This is a genomic window from Stenotrophomonas sp. SMYL20, from assembly GCF_036320045.1.
Taxonomy (GTDB): Bacteria; Pseudomonadota; Gammaproteobacteria; order Xanthomonadales; family Xanthomonadaceae; genus Stenotrophomonas; species Stenotrophomonas maltophilia_A.
Genome location: NZ_JAWIRT010000002.1, coordinates 53,645 through 74,851, shown reverse-complemented (window position 1 = coordinate 74,851; position 21,207 = coordinate 53,645). Strand labels below are relative to the sequence as shown.

General features: G+C 67.0%; 19 protein-coding genes. 13 read left to right on the top strand and 6 right to left on the bottom strand.

The annotated features are described in order from the left end of the window. Positions 1-2 precede the first annotated feature (2 nt). The 4 genes from V3B48_RS01930 to map all read left to right on the top strand — a co-directional run bounded on the left by V3B48_RS01930 (position 3) and on the right by map (position 2,597). The gene (locus V3B48_RS01930; protein ID WP_329893058.1) at positions 3-887 is read left to right on the top strand and encodes a hypothetical protein; all 885 of its coding nucleotides are present in this window, start codon (positions 3-5) and stop codon (positions 885-887) included. 276 nt (positions 888-1,163) lie between these two features. Beyond that, entirely contained in the window at positions 1,164-1,523 is a 360-nt protein-coding gene (locus V3B48_RS01925) for a VOC family protein (protein WP_329893057.1), read from the top strand. A gap of 68 nt (positions 1,524-1,591) precedes the next feature. Beyond that, on the top strand, positions 1,592-1,804 hold the full coding sequence (locus tag V3B48_RS01920) for a ParD-like family protein (RefSeq protein ID WP_005408659.1): 213 nt from the start codon (positions 1,592-1,594) through the stop codon (positions 1,802-1,804). A 10-nt stretch (positions 1,805-1,814) separates the two neighbouring features. Then, positions 1,815-2,597, top strand: coding sequence for a type I methionyl aminopeptidase (gene map / locus V3B48_RS01915; RefSeq protein WP_329893125.1), 783 nt, complete (start codon positions 1,815-1,817; stop codon positions 2,595-2,597). Here the strand turns inward: map and V3B48_RS01910 are convergent. Next, on the bottom strand, positions 2,594-3,262 hold the full coding sequence (locus V3B48_RS01910; RefSeq protein ID WP_032127534.1) for a hypothetical protein: 669 nt from the start codon (positions 3,260-3,262) through the stop codon (positions 2,594-2,596). The genes map and V3B48_RS01910 overlap by 4 nt on opposite strands. 175 nt (positions 3,263-3,437) lie before the next feature. After that, on the bottom strand, positions 3,438-4,058 hold the full coding sequence (locus tag V3B48_RS01905) for a LysE/ArgO family amino acid transporter (protein ID WP_049399621.1): 621 nt from the start codon (positions 4,056-4,058) through the stop codon (positions 3,438-3,440). A 106-nt stretch (positions 4,059-4,164) separates the two neighbouring features. Between V3B48_RS01905 and V3B48_RS01900 the strand changes: the two genes are divergently transcribed. The 5 genes from V3B48_RS01900 (at position 4,165) to V3B48_RS01880 (ending at position 9,845) form a co-directional block, all read left to right on the top strand. Then, the gene (locus V3B48_RS01900; protein ID WP_132809620.1) at positions 4,165-5,058 is read left to right on the top strand and encodes a LysR family transcriptional regulator ArgP; all 894 of its coding nucleotides are present in this window, start codon (positions 4,165-4,167) and stop codon (positions 5,056-5,058) included. A gap of 78 nt (positions 5,059-5,136) precedes the next feature. Continuing rightward, entirely contained in the window at positions 5,137-6,543 is a 1,407-nt protein-coding gene (locus tag V3B48_RS01895) for a TolC family protein (protein WP_180860209.1), read from the top strand. Then, positions 6,536-7,549, top strand: coding sequence for an efflux RND transporter periplasmic adaptor subunit (locus V3B48_RS01890; protein WP_032127538.1), 1,014 nt, complete (start codon positions 6,536-6,538; stop codon positions 7,547-7,549). Before V3B48_RS01895 ends, V3B48_RS01890 begins: the two co-directional genes overlap by 8 nt. Further along, a complete protein-coding gene (locus tag V3B48_RS01885) occupies positions 7,534-8,721 on the top strand; it encodes an ABC transporter permease (protein ID WP_329893056.1) in 1,188 nt (395 codons plus the stop codon). The genes V3B48_RS01890 and V3B48_RS01885 overlap by 16 nt, the downstream gene beginning before the upstream one ends. After that, the gene (locus tag V3B48_RS01880) at positions 8,718-9,845 is read left to right on the top strand and encodes an ABC transporter permease (protein ID WP_329893055.1); all 1,128 of its coding nucleotides are present in this window, start codon (positions 8,718-8,720) and stop codon (positions 9,843-9,845) included. Before V3B48_RS01885 ends, V3B48_RS01880 begins: the two co-directional genes overlap by 4 nt. Positions 9,846-9,964: 119 nt before the next feature. On the opposite strand, the gene V3B48_RS01875 is transcribed toward V3B48_RS01880, so the two are convergent. After that, a complete protein-coding gene (locus tag V3B48_RS01875) occupies positions 9,965-10,333 on the bottom strand; it encodes a glycine zipper 2TM domain-containing protein (protein WP_032127541.1) in 369 nt (122 codons plus the stop codon). 166 nt (positions 10,334-10,499) lie between these two features. Next, positions 10,500-12,722: a methyl-accepting chemotaxis protein gene (locus V3B48_RS01870; protein WP_032127542.1), complete on the bottom strand. Its 2,223-nt coding sequence runs from the start codon at positions 12,720-12,722 to the stop codon at positions 10,500-10,502. 280 nt (positions 12,723-13,002) lie between these two features. Between V3B48_RS01870 and V3B48_RS01865 the strand changes: the two genes are divergently transcribed. After that, positions 13,003-13,395, top strand: coding sequence for a ribonuclease inhibitor (locus V3B48_RS01865; protein WP_329893054.1), 393 nt, complete (start codon positions 13,003-13,005; stop codon positions 13,393-13,395). A 28-nt stretch (positions 13,396-13,423) separates the two neighbouring features. On the opposite strand, the gene V3B48_RS01860 is transcribed toward V3B48_RS01865, so the two are convergent. Both V3B48_RS01860 and V3B48_RS01855 read right to left on the bottom strand, forming a co-directional pair. After that, entirely contained in the window at positions 13,424-14,416 is a 993-nt protein-coding gene (locus V3B48_RS01860; RefSeq protein WP_329893053.1) for a glycosyltransferase, read from the bottom strand. Further along, positions 14,416-15,693, bottom strand: coding sequence for an O-antigen ligase family protein (locus tag V3B48_RS01855; protein ID WP_032127545.1), 1,278 nt, complete (start codon positions 15,691-15,693; stop codon positions 14,416-14,418). The genes V3B48_RS01860 and V3B48_RS01855 overlap by 1 nt, the downstream gene beginning before the upstream one ends. Before the next feature lie 340 nt (positions 15,694-16,033). Between V3B48_RS01855 and mutS the strand changes: the two genes are divergently transcribed. The 3 genes from mutS (at position 16,034) to V3B48_RS01840 (ending at position 21,139) form a co-directional block, all read left to right on the top strand. Continuing rightward, positions 16,034-18,589: a DNA mismatch repair protein MutS gene (gene mutS, locus V3B48_RS01850; RefSeq protein WP_329893124.1), complete on the top strand. Its 2,556-nt coding sequence runs from the start codon at positions 16,034-16,036 to the stop codon at positions 18,587-18,589. A 327-nt stretch (positions 18,590-18,916) separates the two neighbouring features. Continuing rightward, positions 18,917-20,428 (top strand): catalase, encoded by a 1,512-nt coding sequence (locus V3B48_RS01845; protein ID WP_329893123.1) that lies wholly within the window; start codon positions 18,917-18,919, stop codon positions 20,426-20,428. 108 nt (positions 20,429-20,536) lie between these two features. Further along, positions 20,537-21,139, top strand: a complete 603-nt coding sequence (locus tag V3B48_RS01840) for a DUF937 domain-containing protein (protein WP_049424483.1) — start codon at positions 20,537-20,539, stop codon at positions 21,137-21,139. Positions 21,140-21,207 lie beyond the last annotated feature (68 nt).

Genomic DNA, 21,207 nt, shown 5'->3' with positions numbered 1-21,207 from the left:
CGATGCCATTGCGTTCACCGCTGATCCTGGACCTGGACGGTGGCGTGCTGCCGCTGCCCCAGGCGCAGACCCTGGCCCTGCCGCAATGGCACGATCCACTGCGCTTCGCCTGCAGCAATGCCACCCTCGACCGTTTCGCCGCTGAAGTGCTGGCACCGCTGCCGGCCAAGCTCGGCACGGTGATGCTCGGCAGTGGCGACTTCCACCACCTCAGCCTGCCGCTGCTGCAGCGCATGCGCACGCAGGCGCCGTTCCAGCTGGTGGTGCTGGACAACCATCCGGACAACATGCGCTTCCCGTTCGGCATGCACTGCGGGTCGTGGGTGAACGCCGCCAGCAAGCTGCCGCAGATCTCGCACATCCACGTGCTCGGCATCACCTCCAGCGACATCGGCCTCGGCCATGCCTGGGAGAACCACTGGCGCCCGCTGATGAGCGGCCGGCTGACGTACTGGTGCATGGACGTGGACGTGGGCTGGGGGAATCGTCTCGGCATGGGCCACGCCTTCCGCCGTTTCGAGCATCCCGAAGCGCTGGTGGCTGCGTTCGCTGCCGAGCAGGCCAAGTCGCCGCAGCCGACCTACCTGTCGATCGACAAGGATGTGTTTGCCGAGGACGTCGCCCGCAGCAACTGGGACCAGGGCCGCTTCCAGCTGGAACACGCGCTGGTGGTGATTGAAGCGCTGCGTGCCGGCGGCCTGGTCGGCAGTGACATCACCGGTGAGGTGTCGCTGGCCAACTACCAGAGCCGCTTCAAGCGCTGGCTGTCGTCGCTGGATGGCCAGCCTGACGTCAGCGCCGGGGATCTACCTGTGTGGCAGGCGCGGCACCAGCAGGTGAACCGCGAACTGCTGGCGGCGATGGCCGCAGTGCCGACGGCCTGCTGACCGCTTCCGTTAGTGCCGGCTGCTGGCCAGCGTGGCTTCGTCGGTAGTGCCGGCCGCTGGCCGGCAATGCCAACCAAGGTTGGCAACTACCAGACCCAGGCAGCGGCGGTCGTGCCGGCCGCTGGCCGGCAACCTCATTGTTCCCGGGCTCACGGGGATGCCGGCCAGCGGCCGGCGGCGCGCCCGGCGCGCCCCCCCCGCGGGGGGGCGGGGGGGGGGGGCCCGCCCCCCCCCCCCCCCCCACTACACTGGGTTCCCGCCCCAGGAGCCGCCACCATGGCCCAGACCGTCATCCCGCAGCTGCGCATGCGCCACGCCGACTCCACCCTGCCGTTCTACGTGCAGGGACTGGGCTTCGTGGTTGACTGGGAACACCGCTTCGAACCCGGCTTCCCGCTGTTCGCCCAGCTCACCCGCGATGGCCAGACGATCTTCCTCACCGAACACAGCGGCGACTGCGAGGTCGGCGGCGCGGTGTACTTCATCGTCGAGGACGTCGACGCCCTGCACCGCGCCTTCAGCGCCGCAGGCGTCCCCATCGAACAGCCGCCGCATGACACCGAATGGGGCAGCCGCGAGATGCTGCTGCGTGACCCCGACGGCAACCGTCTGCGCTTCGCCACCGACGCGAGCTGAACCGGGCGGCCTTGAGCCGGATATACGAAACATATACGCTTCGTATATCCCCTCCTTCAGGACCGCCCATGGGCATCGTCAACATCGATGACACCCTGCACGACCAGCTGCGTCGTGCCTGCACTGTCTCCAGCCGCTCGATCAATGCCCAGGCCAACTTCTGGATCCGGGTCGGCATGCTGTGCGAGATGAACCCCACGCTGAGCTTCCAGGACATCGTCGCCAGCGAGCTGCGCGCGGCCGGTGTGCAGCCGCCGCTGCTGCCGCCGGGCCAGGTCTGAGCCGATGGGCATCATCAAGCGTCCCGACGAGATCGCGCTGATGGCCGAATCCGGCCGCCTGCTGGCGGAGGTGTTCGCCGCACTCGACCAGCTGCCGCTGCAGGGCCGAAGCACCATGGAGATCAACGATTTCGTCGAACGCATGATTGTTGATGAGCTGCAGGCGCGGCCGGCCAGCAAGGGCCAGTACGGCTTCCCGTACGTGCTCAATACCTCGATCGACAACGTCATCTGCCACGGCGTACCCAGCACCACCGACGTGCTGCGCAACGGCCAGATCGTCAACCTCGACATCACCCTGGAGAAGAACGGCTACATCGCCGACTCCAGCACCACCTACCGGGTCGGTGAGGTCGACTACGCCGCGCGCAGGCTGGTGCAGACCACCTACCAGGCGATGTGGAAAGGCATTGCCGCCGTGCGTCCTGGTGCGCGCCTGGGCGACATCGGCCACGCCATCGCCCGCCACGCGCGCAGCCACGGCTACAGCGTGGTGAAGGAATACTGCGGCCACGGCATCGGCCAGGAGATGCACGAGGAACCGCAGATCCTGCACTACGGCCATCCCAATACCGGCATGGTGCTGGAAGAAGGCATGGTGTTCACCATCGAACCGATGCTCAACCAGGGCAAGCCGGCCATCCGCCAGCAGCCGGACGAATGGCCGGTGTACACCCGCGACGGCAAGCTGTCGGCGCAGTTCGAGCACACTGTGGCGGTCACTCGCAATGGCGTGCGCGTGCTGACCCTGCGCCCCGGCGAGACGCCGTTATGCGCGGTGGATGCCGCCTAGAGTGGCCGTTGCTGCATCCCGGCACCCTCGTGCACGGCGCGCTTCCGCGCCGTCAGCGGTTCGCGTACCCGCTGTGCCACATAGCCGACGCTGGCTGCGAGAATGAAGGTGTAACCAAGGAGTTCGGTGGTCTCCTCGATGGTGTTCTTGAACACGCGGATGTACTGGTCACCCAGCAGTCCGGTCCACAACGACGTCATGCCGATCAGACGCGAATAGAACAGCAGCAGAACCAGGCCGATCGTCATCACGGTACCCGGCCGGGATACGAGAAAACGCACCAGCGCCGGCATGGCCCGGCGCCAGTCGCGGCTGGCCCAGGCCAGTGAACCGATGATCAGCACGGCCACCGGGTACTTCCAGAAGCCGTGTGCGATCAGGTCCAGCGCCTCATCCATTTCACGCAGGAGCATGCAGGCGAACAGCGCGGCCGCCAGAACGGCAAAGGCCCGATCATCGGCACGTCGCAATGCAAGCCGGACGAAGGCAGCCACGCTGGCGACCAGGAAGCCTTCCTGGGTCAGTTCGACCAGCGACCACTCGCCGACTGCATTGCCCAGCCAATGGATGTCGAGCCAGGCCAACGCAGGCGGAAGCGCCATCATCAGGCCGAACAGGAAGGTGCGCCCCAGGTGGGACAGGAGCAGCTGTAGATTGTCTTTCATGCAACACCGATGCCGCGCCGTAGCGGTCGTACAACGAGAACACAGGCGACCGGGGGGCTGCCGAACGACGGCATGCGCGGCGGGGTCGCGACCAGGCGCGCATTATCCGCGCTGTATCCGGCCACGTGAACCGTACCGGTGGAACACATACGCAACACCGGCGTACGTCACGCACTCATGGCGATAAAGGACGCAGCAGCAACAACGTCGCCAGGCAGAACATGAAGATCGCCACGCCTGCATCCAGCACACGCCAGGCGCCCGGCCTGCGGAACACCGGCTGCAACAGGCGCGCGCCATAGCCCAGCGTGCAGAACCAGGCCACGCTGGCGGCGCAGGCACCGGCGGCGAAGGCCCAGCGCAGATCGCCCGGGTAGCGCGTGGACAGGCTGCCCAGCAGCACCACGGTATCCAGATAGACGTGCGGGTTGAGCAGGGTGAAGGCCAGGCAGGTCAGCAGTACCTGCCGTCCGCTGCCGCCCTGCGCCTCGGCGGCGGCCAGCGCACTGCCACCGCGCCATGCGCGCAGCCCCGCCTGCAGGCCATACCAGAGCAGGAAACCCGCACCACCGAAGCGCAGCACCTGCAGCAGCAGCGGCCACTGCAGCACCAGCGCGCCCATGCCACCGACGCCGGCCAGGATCAGCACGATGTCCGCGCCGGCACAGGCCAGCACCACCCTGCCCACATGGCGCTGCTGCAGGCCCTGGCGCAGCACGAAGGCGTTCTGCGCGCCGATGGCGATGATCAGGCCGGCACCTGCGAACAGGCCGGCGGCGGTAGCGGCGATCCACATCAGGACAGGCCAGGCAGCGAGGGGACGCGCAGGGTGCGGCCGCTGACCCTGTTTAGACAATCTGATTTTTCTTTATCCTGTGCAGGAAAACTGAAGAGGCACCGGCATGGATCTGGTACATCCGCAACTGGCCGCGTTTGCTGCGGTGCTGGAAGAAGGCAGCTTCGACGCCGCGGCACGCCGCCTGTCGATCAGCCCGTCGGCCCTGTCGCAACGGATCAAGGCGCTGGAGGACAGGCTCGGCCAGGTACTGGTGGTACGTCAGGCACCGTGCCGGCCCACCGCCGCAGGCGAAGCGCTGCTGCGCCGGGTCCGGCCGATGCAGGCGCTGGAGGCCGAGGCATTGGCCGAACTGCTGCCCGAACGCGGCAGCGATGCCGCGCGCACGCCGATCCCGTTGGCGGTCAACGATGACTCGCTCGATACCTGGTTCGTACCGGCCATCGCCGAACTGCACCAGCACCATGGCTACCTGTTCGACCTGCGCATGGATGACCAGGACCATACCCTGCAGCTGCTGCGCGATGGCAGCGTGCTCGGCGCGGTCACTGCCGAAAGCCAACCGGTGAAGGGCTGCAACGTGCATCCGCTCGGCGCCATGCGTTACCACGCCATCGCCTCGCCCGGCTTCGCCCGCCAGTACTTCCGCGACGGCATGCAGGCCACGGCCCTGGCGCGCGCACCGATGCTGGTGTTCAACCGCAAGGATGAACTGCAGTGGCGCTTCGTGCGGCGGCTGACCCGCGCGCGACTGCAGCCGCCGCTACACTACCTGCCCTCCTCCACCGGTTTCGTCGAAGCCGCCGCGTGCGGACTCGGCTGGGGCATGGCCCCGGAAACCCTGGTCGCGCCCGCCGTGCGCGCCGGCCGCGTGGTGGTACTGGAACCCCGCCGCTGGCTCGACGTGCCGCTGTACTGGCAGCATGCTGCCGTGCGTTCAAGCACGCTGCAGCACATCACCCAGGCGCTGCGCACTGCAGCCAGCGGCACCCTTCGTTGAGGACAATCCAATGACCGCAGACCCGGGCTTCACGCCGCGCGCACTACCGTTTGCGCACTTCTTCACCATTGGGACGGCATGGGCGTGATCGGCCGACGTACAAGGATGCACTGCGCGAAGGCCGCGCTGGCGCTGGCGCTGACGACCTGCCTGCCACTGGCTGCGCAGGCGCAGACCCTCACCGATGCACCCGCATTGGACTGGGAACAGGCACGCCAGCGCCTGGAGCAGGTCTCCGATGCACTGGCCGCCGCCGATGCAGCGGTGCGCAACAAGCAGGACCTGCAGGACGCCACGCGCCTGCTGCGCCTGCCGGAGATCACCGGCGAAGTGCGCCGGCTGCAGTTCCAGAAGACCCTCACCCTGCCACTGGGTTCGCTGGCACCGGTGGCCGAGGCCTATGGCATCGACTCGCCGCTGTCGTTCACCGAACGCGACTGGCGTACCCGCCCGGTGGTGACGGCGGTGCTGCCGTTGTACACCGGCGGCGTGATTCCGGCCGCGCAACGTGCCGCCAGCGCTGCCCACGAGCAGGCCAGCGCCGAGCGCGAGGCTCAGCGCCAATCGCTGACCGTGCAGCTGGCCCAGGCCTATTTCGGCCAGCGCCTGGCCGAGCAGGCAGTGGATGTGCGGCGCGACGTACGCGATGGCCTGAACCGCCACCTGTCCGACGCAGAGAAGCTGGAACGCGAGGGCTTCGCCACCCGCGCCCAGCGCCTGCAGGCCACCGTGGCCCGCGACAAGGCCGAGCGCGAATACCAGAAAACGGTGAACGACCTGGCCACGCTGAAGGCGGCGCTGGCCACGCTGCTGCGCAGTGGTGGCGAGGTACAGCCGGTGTCGCCGCTGTTCGTGCAGCGCGTGCCATTGGAACCGGTCGCCAGCTTCGAGCGCACTGCGCAGGCACGCCAGCCGCAGATCGCACGCCTGCGGGCGATGGTGGCACAGGCCGAACAGGGCGTGCGCGTGCAGCAGGCCAAGCTGAAGCCACAGATCTTCGCCTTCGGCCAGTACGACTTCCGCCGCCGTGACGAGATGTTGACCGATCCGGACTGGGCATTCGGCATCGGCCTGAAGTACACCTTCCTGTCGCCGAACTCGCGGCCGGCGCAGATCAGCGCCGCGCGTGCGCAGCAGGACCAGGCCGAAGCGGGCCTGCGCGAGGCCGAGAACCAGGTCGCCCTGGGCGTGCGCAAGGCATGGAACGAGCTGGAAACCGCGCGCCAGCAGTACGTGCTGCTCGACAGCAGCATCGCCCAGGCACAGGAAAACCTGCGCCTGCAGGAGCTGGCGTTCCGCGAAGGCCAGGCGACTTCGCTGGATGTGATCGACGCGCGGCTCGGCCTCGGCGGCGCCCGTGTCGAGCGCGCACAGGCCGCCTACCAATACGATATTGCGCTGGCACAGTTGCTGGAGGTCAGTGGACAGATGGACCGTTTCGAAGAGTTCCGGCGGCGTGCGGACGAGGTGATCGACCATGAGTGATGTGCTGCACGACGATGCAACGACGCCCCCGGCCAAGCGCCGCCTGGGCCCGATCCTGATAGTGGTGCTGCTGGTCGTGGTGGTGCTCGGCCTGTGGCTGGCCTGGCGCAGTCCGGCCGACCAGATCCAGGGCATGGCCGATGCCGACACCATCAACGTGGCCGCCAAGATCACCGCGCGCGTGGCCGAACTGAAGGTGCGCGAGGGCGACCGCGTGCAGCCCGGGCAGGTGCTGTTCCTGCTCGACAGCCCCGAAGTGGCCGCCAAGGAACAGCAGGCGCACGGCGCATTGGCCGCCGCACAGGCGGTGGCCGACAAGGCCGACGAAGGTGCGCGCAGCGAGGACATCCGCGCCGCCGAAGCGAACTGGAAGCGGGCTGAAGCCGGTGCGACGCTGGCTGAAGCCACCTACCAGCGCGTGCAGAACCTGTTCAACGAAGGGGTGATGACCCGGCAGAAGCGCGATGAAGCGCATGCCCAGGCCACCAGCTCGCGCGAACTGGCCCGTGCCGCCCGCGCGCAGTACGACATGGCCTTGGCCGGCGCACGCGAGCAGGACAAGCGTGCCGCGCAGGGCCAGGTGCAGCAGGCACAGGGCGCGGTGGCCGAGGTCAACGCAGCGCGCGTCGAAGTGGAAGGGCGCGCGCCGGTGGCCGGCGAGATCAACAAGCGCATGGCCGACCCGGGCGAACTGGTGCCAGCGGGCTATCCGGTGTTCACCCTGGTCGACATCGACCGCATGTGGGTGGCGATGAACCTGCGCGAATCGCAGATGCAGGGCCTGAAGGTCGGCAGCAAGCTGCAGGGCAGCGTGCCGGCGCTTGGCCAGGACGGCGAGTTCGAGGTTTATTTCATCAATCCGGCCGGTGACTATGCGACCTGGCGGACCACCCGCCAGTCGTCCGGCTACGACGTCCGCAGCTTCGAGGTGCGGGTGCGCCCGGTACGCCGCATCGAGGGCTTCCGCCCCGGCATGAGCGTGCTGTTCGCATGGCCCCAGCACTGAGCCCCGGCCGTGGCGGCTTCGCCGCCAGCTGGCGGCGCGAGCTGCGGTCGCTGCGCGGCAACCGCGCCGACCTGCTGCTGGTCACCCTGCTGCCGCTGCTGATGCTGGCCGTGATGGCGTGGATGTTCACGCCCTCGGTGATGCGCGACATCCCGATCGCCGTGGTCGACCTCGACCACAGCAGCAACAGCCGCCTGCTGCTGCGCATGCTCGATGCCAGCCCCGGCGTGCGCATCGCCAGCCAGCCTGCGGACATGCAAGATGCACGTTCGCAGCTGCGTCGGCTGGATGTGTTCGCCATCGTACTGGTGCCGCGCGACGTCACCCGGCAGGCGTTGCGTGGGCGCCAGGGCACGGTGTTCGCCTATTACAACGCCACCTACATGACCACCGGTCAGTCCGCGGCGCGCGATATCGGGGACGCGGTCTCGGCCTGGAACGCACGCCTGCTGCGCGAGCGCATCGGCCTGCAGGTCGGCCCGGGCAAGCTGCGTGCGGCACCGATCGCGGTGCAGTCGGACATCCTGTACAACCCGGCGCGCAGCTACGAGCTGTTCCTGCTGCCATTGATCTTCCCGGCGGTGTTGTCGCTGGTGCTGGCACTTGCGGTGGCCGGCAGTCTCGGCCGCGAGATCCGCGACGGCACCCTGCCCGCCTGGCTGGGCCGCACGCCGTGGCTGGCGATTGCCGGCAAGGTCGCGCCGTACATCCTGCTGTTCTCGCTGTATGGCGCGCTCGGCATCGGCTACCTGGCCTGGCTGCGCGGTGATGGTGTGGCCGGGAGCGTGCTCCTGCTGCTGCTCGCTCAACCCCTGTTCTATCTGGCCACCGCCGCCTACGCGTTGTTCTTCGTCGGCGTCACCCGCGACATGGGTACCGCGCTGTCCGCGGTCGGCCTCAGCATCGGTACTGCACTGGCATTTTCCAGCGCAACCTTCCCGGTGCTGGACGGGCCGTTATTCACCCGCGTCTGGCATCAGCTGCTGCCGCTCAGCGCCTATATCAAGCTGCAGACCCAGCAGCAGTTCATCGGTTCGCCGCTGCAGGTTTCGGTATGGCCGCTGGCCACATTGCTGCTGATGTCAGTGGTGGCCGGCGGCATCGGTGGACTGCGCCTGATCGCTTTCGCGCGTACGCCCGAGGCCGCGCAACCGGCGGGGGCCGACGCATGAGCGCACTGTGGCGCAGCCTGCGGCAGACCCTGATGGCGGTGCTGTGCGACCGCTATGCGATCGTGGTGATGGTCGGCGCGGTGATCCTGTACTCGTTCTTCTACCCGGCCGCGTATCGCCACCAGGTGGCCGGCAACCTGCCGGTACTGGTGGTGGATGAAGACCACAGCGCGACCAGCCGCGAGCTGCTGCGCAAGCTCGATGCACTCCGTGTTGCGCGCGTGGTCGGGCAACCGGCAGACATCGACAGCGCGCGCCAGCAGCTGGAAGCCGGCCACGCCGAAGGCATCGTGCTGATCCCGGCCAACCTGGAGCGCGACATCCTGCGCGGCCATCCGGCCAAGCTGGTGCTGCTCGGCAACGGCGCCTACCTGGGCCGTGCCAGTTGGGTGCTGGGCAGCGTGGCCGATGCACTGGGCGCGTTCGGACGTGATGCCGTGGTCGGCCAGGCCGCCTTCATGGGCGCGCCACAGGCACCACCGGTCACGCTGGTGCAGCGCCCGCTGTACAACACCCAGGAAGGCTATGGCAGCGCCATCGTGCCCGGCGTGGCCGAGCTGATCGTGCACCAGACGCTGCTGATGGGCATCGGCGTCCTGCTCGGCGGCCGTCGTCTCGCGCTCGGCCGGCGCCTGCGCTTCGACCTGCCGACTTTGGCGGGCATGGCATTGGGCTTCGGCCTGATCGGACTGTTCGGCCTGTTCTACTACGCCGGTTTCACCGCCTGGGTGCAGGACTATCCGCGCGGCGGCAACCCGCTGGGCCAGCTGCTGGGCGGCACCTTGTTCATCGCCGCCACCGTGGCCTTCGGCCTGTTCGTCGGCAGCTTCTTCCGAACCCGCGAACGCGCCTTCCAGTACATCATCGCCACCTCGATCCCGCTGTTCTTCCTGGCCAACCTGTCGTGGCCGGCAGTGATGACGCCACAACCGCTGGTCTGGCTGGCGCAGCTGTTGCCGACCACCTCGGGCATCAACCTGATGGTGCGCCTGAACCAGATGGATGCCAGCCTGGCCGAAGTCAGCCATGAACTGATCACCCTCAGCGCCCTGCTGCTGCTCTACGGCAGCCTCGCCACCTGGCGCCTCCTCGCAAAAAAGGGGACGGAGGGGATTAAGTCGTAAGCGGCCGGGTTGGGGGATTGCGACTTAATCCCCTCCGTCCCCTTTTCCTATAACGACGAACGCCGGCGTGGGGCCGGCGTCCGAGTACTGCAGTGTGGAAGGGGTAACGGGTCGAGCAATCAGCGGTAGACGCGCTCGCAGCGACGTTCGACCACGCGATCACCATTCTTCTGCTGGCTGTTGCCCTGAATCTGGCGACCGGCCGCACCACCTGCAACGGCGCCTGCCACGGTGGCCAGCTTCTTGCCGTTGCCGCCACCTACCTGGTTGCCGAGCAGGCCACCGATCACGGCGCCGGTAGCGGTACCCGTGATGCGGTTCGGATCGCGCGAGTTGCGCTGCACTTCCACGTTCTTGCAGACCACGCGGCTGCCGTCGTTGAACTTGCGTCCCTCATCGCGCGGGCCATAGGTCTGCGCGCCGGCCACCGACGAAGCTGCCAGCAGGGTGCCCAGCACAAGCAATCGGGTCGAGGTCTTCATGGCCATCTCCTGAGTTCCGGTATGGCGCCAGTGTCCTCCCGCGGTTGGCAACCGGAAGTGAAATGCGCGTGTCCGCCACTTCATCGGCCATGGCACGTTCAGGAAGAAAATCCGCGCCCATCGCGACCAGCCGTCGCGACGGGCGCCGTCTCCCTGCCGGCCTTGCCCTCTTCTAGAACTCTTCCCAGCCACCCGCATTGGCGGCCAGCGTCGGCTCGATCCGCGGCGACAGCACCGCGGGCCGGCGTACCGGCGCAACCGATGCCGCCACGGCTGCCAGCGCCGGGCGCACCGCGGCAGCAGCGGTCACCGCCCCCGTGCGGAACACCGAAACCGCCTCGGCCAGCAGGTTGGCCTGCTCCTCCATCGAGCGCGCTGCAGCACTGGCTTCTTCGACCAGCGCCGCATTCTGCTGAGTGGTCTCGTCCATCTGCACCACCGCCTGGTTGACCTGCTCGATACCCGAACTCTGTTCCTGCGAAGCGGCGGAGATGTCGGCCATGATGTCAGTCACGCGCTGCACCGAGGCCACGATCTCGCCCATCGTGGTGCCCGCCTGGCGGACCAGCGCCGAGCCATCGGCGACCTTGCCGACCGAATCCTCGATCAGCCCCTTGATCTCCTTGGCCGCACCCGCCGAGCGCTGCGCCAGCGTACGCACTTCGCTGGCCACCACTGCAAAGCCCCTGCCCTGTTCCCCGGCACGCGCAGCTTCGACCGCCGCGTTCAATGCCAGGATGTTGGTCTGGAAGGCGATGCCGTCGATGACCGAAATGATCTCGGCGATCTTCTTCGACGAGGCCTCGATGGCCGACATCGTGGTCACCACCTGGCCCACCACTTCACCGCCCTGGGACGCAACACCATGCGCGCCGATGGCCAATTGATTGGCCTGCCGTGCATGCTCGGCATTCTGCTTCACGGTGGAGGTCAGTTCCTCCATCGATGCTGCCGTTTCTTCCAGGTTTGCCGCCTGCTGTTCGGTACGCCGCGACAGGTCGGTGTTGCCCGAAGCAATTTCACCTGCGGCCAGATTGATGCTGGAGGCGCTGGACTGGATGCGGCCGACGATCTGCTTGAGCTGATCGACGGTGGCATTGCAGTCATCACGCATGCGCGCGAACACCCCATGGAAGTCGCCCTGCATGCGCACGGTCAGGTCGCCGCGCGAGATCGCCTGCAGCAGGGTCGACACCTGCACCAGGTTCTCGTCGGTGGTCTGCATCAGGCGATTGAGCCCGGCCACCATGTCGCGGAAATCGTAGGCGAAGCGGTCTTCATCGCCGCGCAGGCTGAAGTCACCGGCCGCTGCAGCGGTTGCCAGCCGGCGGATCTCGCTGTTGATCGCCGACAGGCTGGACTTGGTCTCGTCCATGGCCTGGGTGATCGCCGCCTTCTCGCCGGGCAGCGGGTCCATGTCCACCGACAGATCGCCGCGTGCGTAGTGTTTCATCACCTCGATCAGCCGGTTCTGTACCTGCACGTGCGATCCAACCAGCGCATTGGTCTCATGCACCATGCGCCCGTAGTCACCGGGGAACGCGCTCTCGTCCATGCGGTAGCTGAGGCTGCCGGCATCGTGCTGGCGGGCCAGCTCCCCCTGTGCCGCCATCACCGACTGCAGCTGTGCCTGCATGCGCTGCATCGACTTCAGCAGCTGGGTCACCTCGTCGTTGCCGGTGGCGTCGATGCTGCTGTCCAGGCGGCCACTGGCGATGCCGTCGGCCAGCTTCACCGCTCCTTCCAGCGGGCGGGTCAGGCTGCGGGTGATCGCCCAGGCCGCCAACGTCCCCAGCAACAGGCTCAGTGCCCCGAACGCGATCGACAGGGTGCCGGTCCACGATTCGGTTGCGCGGTACTCTTCGCGGCTGCGTTCGGTCAGTGCTTCCTGGTGGCGCAGCAGGGCCGAAATGGATTCATTCCAGGCCGTTGCCAATCCGTGCTCGGCCAGCAGCTCCTTCGCTGCACCATCGAAATCCCCCGCCTTCATGCGCTCATGCAATTGCTGGGTTGATGCATCGGTGGCCTTGCGGGCCGCCTCGATGCGCGCGACCAGGGTATCGCCGGTAGCGTCACGCGGAATCTTGATGTACTTGGCCCAGATACCGTCATAGGTCCGCGACAACTCCTGGGCACGCTGGTAATCCTTGTCGAACTCGTCACCCCGCTTGATCACCATCAGGCGACGATGCATCAGCACCGCGTTGTTGGTATCAAGCATGTCATTCAACAGGCGCATCTTCACCATGTTGACGTCCACCACTTTCTCGAACTGGGCGGATTTCAGCTGATTCCCATACAGCACCAGGCCGACGATGGCCATGATGAACAGCAGCAGCAGACCGAAGCCGGCGCCAAGCCGGGATCCCACACGGAGATTACGTAAGGCAAGCATCTCAATTCCCTTGATCGTGGCCGTACGTTCGATGGCGGCGCAGCGGAGGGAAACTTTACGGGACTTTATATATGGACCGATCCAAATATATGGAACTGTGCAGGCAGTCAGAAAATGCGGCGACCGATAATGGCGCCATAACCTTATCGAATAGCGCTGACACGCCAGCGCCCGATGAAAATCACGAAGGATTAACGCCATAATAACGCCACCCCATCCAGGGCGGCCCGGATTATCTGCGCCGGACACAACCGTCGCCCCGGAGGGCTACAGTCTGCAGATGACACGGATCCTGCACATCGAAGGCGCGTCCATCAACGACATCGCCAGCCTCTACGTGGAAATCAATAGTGTATTCATGGCCGACGAAAACTGGCAGCTGGGCGCAAGCCTGGACGCGCTTGATGACCTGCTGCACGGGGGCTACGGCGCGCTCGCCGGTCATGCCACCGCCACGGTAGTGTGGCGCGACATCGCCCACAGCCGCGAGGCACTGGGCCGCGAGACCACACGCGCCTGGCTGCAGTCGAAACTCGATCAGGGCGGCAGGTTCAACGGTCCGGCCATCCACGCTCAGTTGACGGCACTGTCACTTGGCCAGGGACAGACCTACTTCGAGATCGTCATGGAGATCTTCGGCAGCCATCCGCAGATCACCCTGGTGCCAAGCTGAGCACTCTGCAGCAACCAGCCCCATCAGCTCAAAGCTTGGCCAGGGCCTCGCCCAGACGGCGTGGGAACGCCACTTCGCTGGCCAGGTGCCATGCGCGTGCATTGGCGCCCAGCCGGGTCCACTCGGCCTCGTCCATCGCCAGCGCACGCTCGACGGCCTGTTCCAGCGCCTTCTCATCCACATGCCAGGTCCTGGACAGATGGCAGGGCTCGCCCTCGTGCGCGGCAACCAGGATGCCGCGGCTGTCGTCGATCATCTGGTTCATCGGCGCGCCATCGCAGGTGATCACCACCGCCCCGCAGCTCATCGCTTCCACCAGGTAATGGCCCCAGCCTTCGGTCTGCGACAGGCACAGGTGGAACGCATGTTCGTTCTGCAGGCGCTGCACCTCCTGGTCGGGCAGGCGCTCGCGGACGATCCGCAGGTTCGCGGCCCCGCCCTCATCTTCGTCCGAAGGGCCGCCGCGCAGGATGGTCAGCAAGGGCCACTCCGGATGGCGCTTCCAGACCTCGACCAGCGTTGCCGTGCCCTTCATGCGGCTGGTACCGGCCGCATGCAGGAAAGTGCGCGACCTGCGCGGCACCGCCGGGTCGTAGCGGTCACGGCTGCAGAAACCGACTTCCAGCGCGCGCATGCCCAGTGCGTTGAAGATGCGCGTAGCGTCTTCGGTCTTGGTCAACAACGCATCGAACCGCGGCAGGATCCGCAGGCTGCGTGCGGACACCCATTCCGGATTCGGAATCAACAGATTGACCTCGGCCAGTCCGAAGCTTGCCGGCCGGACATGCTCCAGCGAGATGTTGATGTCGAACCGGGCCGGCGTGCGCCCCAGGCTCAGCCACGAGGCCAGCAGCCTGCGCAGGCGCATCCCGCGGAGCTTCCAGGCCCCCCCATTGCGCACCGCGTCCAGACGGCTGACCGTCACCGTGTGCCCGAGCTGCTGCAACGAGCGCTCGATCACCTGGATGTCATGGGACAGGCCACGCTGGTTGTCGGCGGCCAGCAGGTGGATATGCGCCATCAGGAGGGACTCCCTGGCCGGCGCAGGTCGCGCGCAGGCAAGGCGGTCGCCAGCATGAAGCCCAGCACCAGGTAGAAATAGAACGAATGCGGCATCGCCCGGTAGAACACGTTGTCCGTGAACGCCGACAGCGCATAGACGATGACCACGGCAAGTCCGGCGGTGGCGATCATCGCGGTGATGTCGTCGGCGTGGCCGAGACGTCGCACGAAATGAATGCCGGGCAGGATGAAGACCAGCAGCATGATCAGCAGCAACGGCACGCCACCGGTCACCGCCGCTTCCAGGTACTCGTTGTGCGGGTGGTTGTAGCGGAAGATCGACTCGGACACCTCGCCGCGGGCGATGCCCTCACGTGCATAGGTACCGAACTGGTTCAGGCCCACCCCCGCCACGGGATGCTCGGCGAAGGCGTCGACCGCCACGCCCCACATGGCGATGCGCTCACGGACCGAGCCGACCTCGTTTTCCTGGTTGAAACCGGAGATCTCGCCACTGACCTCACCGAAGCGCTGGATCACCTCATGGTTCAGCACCGAGGTGGCACCGACCACGCCAATGACCAGGGCACCGACGAAGGCCAGTGCCCCCCGCCAGCGCCGGGTGCGCCGGACGTGCACCGCAATCACCATCAGCATGGCGGGAATGAACGCCAGGATCGGCCCGCGGCTCTGCGCCAGGATCGAACCGTAGACGCCAACGGCGATGGCCACGCCGTGCAGCCAGCGTTCGGCCGGATGCACATTGGGCTGGATCAACCGGATGACCGAGAACAACGCCATGCACAGCGTCACCATGGTGAACTCGATCGCCGTCCATTCGCCGCCACTGAAACCGTGCGCGCGTTCAAGGCCCATCACGTGGTGCTGCACGATGCACGACCCGCCGAAGACCAGGGTGGACACGGCGAAGATCTTCCAGATCAGGCGCCAGTCCAGCGCAGTGGCGAACACGGCAGCGGTACCCAGGTAGAGCAGTGTCTGCGCCGGCAGATCCAGCTCGTTCCAGCGCAGCCCGTGCCAGAGGATGCTGTAGAAGGCATAGGCCAGGCGCAGGAAGCAGACGATCACGATGAACCGGGCGATGCGGTAGCGCAGGCGGACATCGGGCTGGCGGCGGATCAGAACCACGCCGGTGACCAGCAGGGCCAGCAGCAGCACCGCCTTCAGCAAGGTGTAGGGTGCGGAGCCGGCAAGCGGAACGATGGCGACCAGGATGCTCAGCAGGACGGTACGCCAGGTGTAACGAGGTTCGGCGGCCATGCAGGCTGCAGTCATGCTTGTTCTTTCCATCAACGCCCGCCCGGGGGATAAGTCGCCCCGGTTTCCATGGAGGCCGCTTGGCGGAAATCGCCGGGGCTGACACTACCGTGGGCCCCTGGGGAAATCAACCAAAGTGCCGGCGCAGGGGCGCAGGCGTTGGCACACGGACAGCCCCCGGGCCCAGCGCGGGTGCCGCGGATCATCGACCGCCCCAGGTCGCTACACTAATGTCCTCTCCGGCCATGCCTGCGCGTGGCCACGCCCCGACGCCCTGCCAAGACGCGAAACGCCCCAAGTGACTGATACAAAAGACAACACCAGCAACGCCAAGGCGTCCAAGGAACACACCCCGCTGATGAAGCAGTTCTTCGCGGCCAAGTCCGATTACCCGGACCTGCTGCTGTTCTTCCGCATGGGTGACTTCTACGAACTGTTCTATGACGACGCCCGCAAGGCGGCGCGCCTGCTCGACATCACCCTGACCCAGCGCGGCAGCTCCGGCGGCGCACCGATCCCGATGGCCGGCGTGCCGGTACATGCCTATGAAGGCTACCTGGCACGGCTGGTGGCGCTGGGCGAGTCGGTGGCGATCTGCGAGCAGATCGGCGACCCGGCGCTGGCCAAGGGCCTGGTCGAGCGCAAGGTGGTGCGCATCGTCACCCCCGGCACGGTCACCGACGAGGCGCTGCTGGATGAACGCCGCGACACCCTACTGATGGCCCTGTCGCGCAGCAAGCAGGGCTACGGCCTGGCCTGGGCCGACCTGGCCGGCGGCCGCTTCCTGGTCAACGAGGTGGAAACCGACGACGCGCTGGAAGCCGAACTGGCGCGGCTGGAACCGGCCGAGCTGCTGGTGCCCGACGAGGAGAACTGGCCGGAGTTCCTGCGCCAGCGCACCGGCGTGCGTCGCCGCGCGCCGTGGCTGTTCGATGCCGACAGCGGCCGCCGCCAGCTGCTGAATTTCTTCAAGCTGCATGACCTGAGCGGCTTCGGCATCGACGACAAGCCGCGCGCCACCGCTGCGGCCGGTGCCCTGCTTGGCTATGTCGAGGAAACCCAGAAGCAGCGCCTGCCGCACCTGACCTCGATCGCGATGGAAACCGCCGGCGAGGCGATCGCGATGAACGCCGCTACCCGCCGCCATCTGGAACTGGATACGCGTGTTGATGGCGACACCCGCAATACGCTGCTGGGTGTGCTCGACAGCACGGTGACGCCGATGGGCGGGCGCCTGCTGCGGCGCTGGCTGCACCGCCCGCTGCGCCTGCGCGAGGTGCTGGTACAGCGCCACCATGCGGTGGAAACCCTGATCGATCGCGGCAGCGATGCGGACATCCGCGAGCAGTTCCGCCGCCTCGGTGACCTGGAACGCATCCTCACCCGTGTCGCGCTGCGTTCGGCGCGGCCGCGCGATTTCTCCACCCTGCGCGACGGCCTGGGCCTGCTGCCGGCGGTGCGCGAGGTGCTGGCACCACTGGATTCGCCGCGCCTGCAGACGCTGCATGCGGCGCTGGGCGAACACGACGAGTGCGCGCAGCTGCTGGCCAGCGCCATCGCCGAAATGCCGCCGCTGAAGCTGAGCGATGGCGGCGTGCTGGCCGATGGCTTCGATGAAGAGCTGGACGAACTGCGCCGCCTGTCCACCCACGCCGACCAGTTCCTGGTCGACCTGGAACAGCGCGAGCGCGAAAGCAGCGGCATTCCCACCCTGAAGGTGGGCTACAACCGCGTGCACGGCTACTACATCGAGATCAGCAAGGGCCAGTCCGACCGCGCGCCGGTGCACTACACCCGCCGCCAGACGCTGACCAATGCCGAGCGCTACATCACCGAAGAACTGAAGGCGTTCGAAGACAAGGTGCTGTCCGCGCGTGACCGCTCGCTGTCGCGCGAGAGGTACCTGTACGAGCAGCTGCTGGACACCCTCGGCGGCCAACTGGAACCGCTGAAGCAATGCGCCGCCGCGCTGAGCGAACTGGACGTACTGGCCGCCTTCGCCGAACGCGCGCAGGCGCTGGACTGGGCGCGCCCGGAGCTGCGGGCCGAGCCGTGCCTGAAGATCGAGCGTGGCCGCCACCCGGTGGTCGAGGCGGTGCGCGAGCAGCCGTTCGAACCCAATGATCTGGATCTGCATCCGGACCGTCGCATGCTGGTCATCACCGGCCCGAACATGGGCGGTAAATCGACCTACATGCGGCAGAACGCGCTGATCGTGCTGCTGGCCCACATCGGCAGCTTCGTGCCGGCCAGCCGTGCGCTGATCGGCCCGATCGACCGCATCCTGACCCGCATCGGCGCCGGCGACGACCTTGCCCGCGGGCAGTCGACCTTCATGGTCGAGATGGCCGAAACCAGCTACATCCTGCATCACGCCACCGCCCATTCGCTGGTGCTGATGGACGAGATCGGCCGTGGCACGTCCACCTACGATGGCCTGGCGCTGGCCGACGCGGTGGCCCGTCACCTGGCCTACCAGAACCGCTGCTACACGCTGTTCGCCACCCACTACTTCGAGCTGACCGCGCTGGCCGACGAGCAGCACGAGGGCGGCCGCAGCGGCATCGCCAACGTGCACCTGGACGCGGTCGAGCACGGAGAGGCGCTGGTGTTCATGCACGCGGTAAAGGATGGCCCGGCGAACCGCAGCTTCGGCCTGCAGGTGGCGGCACTGGCCGGCCTGCCGCGCGCCACCGTGGCACAGGCACGGCGTCGCCTGGCCGAGCTGGAACAGCGCGGTGGTGAAAGCCATGCCGCCGAGTTGGCGCCGCAGGCGTTGGATGCGCCGCAGCAGTTCGGCCTGTTCGCAGCACCGTCGAGCAAGGCGCAGGACGCGCTGGCGGCGATCGACCCGGACGAACTGACACCGAAGCAGGCGCTGGAAGCCCTGTACCGGTTGAAGGCACTGCTGTAGCCGCAGCGCACGCCCATGGCCTCCCGCTCGCCTTGCGGGAGGCCTGTTGAAAGACTGTGCAAATCCGATTCTGCGTTTCAATTGACAGAATCTATCAACCTGAATGGATCATTCGATTATTCATTTCATCTGGCCATAGCTAAAGTCGAGTGAAGATGTTTCTCCCACGTCTTCACCGCCACCAGGAGCCAGCCGATGAGCCAGTCCGACAACAACAACGCCAAGTGCCCGTATCACACCGCCCCGTCGCCGGAGCAGGGCGCCGAGCAGCAGCGCGAGCTGAGCACCACGCCCAAGCAGAAGCACGGCGATGATCCGGTCACGCCGATGACCACGGCCTTCGGCGCACCGGTGGTGGACAACCAGAACAGCAAGACCGCCGGCCCGCGTGGCCCGCTGCTGATGGAAGACGTCTGGCTGCTGGAAAAGCTGGCCAACCTCAACCGCGAGATCATTCCCGAGCGCCGCATGCATGCCAAGGGCTCGGGCGCCTTCGGCACCTTCACCGTCACCCACGACATCAGCAAGTACACCCGCGCCAAGCTGTTCGAAAAGATCGGCAAGCAGACCGAGATGTTCGCCCGCTTCACCACGGTGGCCGGCGAGCGCGGTGCCGCCGACGCCGAGCGCGACATCCGCGGCTTCGCGCTGAAGTTCTACACCGAAGAAGGCAACTGGGATCTGGTCGGCAACAACACCCCGGTGTTCTTCCTGCGCGACCCGCGCAAGTTCGCCGACCTCAACAAGGCCGTGAAGCGCGACCCGCACACCAACCTGCGCAGCGCGCGCAACAACTGGGACTTCTGGACGCTGCTGCCCGAAGCCCTGCTGCAGGTGACCGTGGTGATGAGCGACCGCGGCATTCCGCGCAGCTTCCGCCACATGCACGGTTTCGGCTCGCACACCTACAGCTTCACCAACGCCGACAGCGAACGCTTCTGGGTGAAGTTCCACTTCGTCAGCCAGCAGGGCATCGAATCGCTGACCGACGCACAGGCGCAGATCCTGGTCGGCCATGACCGCGAAAGCCACGGCCGCGACCTGTTCGCCGCGATCGAGAAGGGCGACTTCCCGAAGTGGAAGCTGTTCATCCAGGTCATGCCGGAGCTGGACGCGGAAACCTACCGCGTGCATCCGTTCGACCTGACCAAGGTGTGGCCGAAGAGCGACTACCCGCTGATCGAAGTGGGCCAGTTCGAACTGAACCGCAATCCGGTCAACTGGTACCAGGACGTGGAGCAGTCGGCGTTCGCGCCGAGCAACCTGGTGCCGGGCATCGGCCCGTCGCCGGACAAGATGCTGCAGGCGCGCCTGTTCGCCTATTCCGATGCGCAGCGCTACCGCCTGGGCGTGAACCATCACCAGATTCCGGTGAACGCCGCGCGCTGCCCGGTGCACAGCAACCACCGCGATGGTGCGATGCGCGTAGACGGCAACTACGGCGGCCTGCCGCACTACGAGCCGAACAGCTACGGCCAGTGGCAGGAGCAGCCGCAGTACCGCGAGCCGCCGATGAAGATCCGTGGCGACGCCGACTTCTGGAATTTCCGTGAGGACGACGCCGACTACTTCAGCCAGCCCGGCGCCCTGTTCCGCAGCTACAACCAGGCACAGAAGGACCGCCTGTTCGCCAACACCGCCCGCGCCCTGGGCGATGCGCCGGACTTCATCAAGCAGCGCCACATCGACAACTGCAGCAAGGCCGACCCGGCCTACGGTGCCGGTGTTGCCGCGGCGCTGAAGGCGCTGGCCAGCCAGCCGTCGGATCCGTTCAAGCCGGCGCAGCCGGAAGCGGACTTCCCCACCGCCACCCCGGGCGCCGAAGACATCGAGCTCTGATCGCCCTCCCCCGTGAACGGCACGCCGCCTCCCCGTGAGGCGGCGTCGCCGTTTTAACGGTCCGCGTCGTACCTTCTGCACGCCCAACCCCAATCAAGGATTCCGCAGATGAGCCTGACCGACGAACTTCTCGCCAAATTGCAGGGCGCCCCGCTGCAGCAGGTGTCGCAGCAGCTCGGCATCAGCGATACCCAGGCTTCCGGCGCGATCAGTGCCGCGCTGCCGGTGCTGATGGGCGCGCTGGGCAACAACGCCTCGCAGCCGCAGGGCGCGCAGGCGCTGCTCGGCGCCTTGCAGAACAACCACAGCGGCCTGGACCTGGGCAGCGTGCTCGGCTCGGTACTGGGTGGTGGTGGCGGTGGTGCCGCCAGCGACGGTGCCGGCATCCTCGGCCACATCTTCGGCGGCAGCCAGCAGAAGGTGGAAACCGGCCTGGCCCAGGCCACCCAGCTCGACAGCGGCCGCACCAGCCAGCTGCTGCAGATCCTCGCGCCGATCGTGATGGCCTTCCTCGCCCAGCGCCTCGGCGGCGGCCAGGCCGATGCCGGCTCGCTCAGCCAGGCCCTCGGCCAGGAAAAGCAGCAGGTGCAGCAGCAGGGCGGTCTTGCCGGTGGCCTGCTCGGCAGCCTGCTGGACCAGGATGGTGATGGTCAGCTGGGCGTGGGCGATCTGCTCAAGCTGGGCGGCAATCTGCTCGGCGGCAAGCGCTGAGGGAAAGCCTGGCCGGACATGGGCCGGCGCTACCGGCATCGCCATGAGTAGCGCCGGGCCAGGCCCGG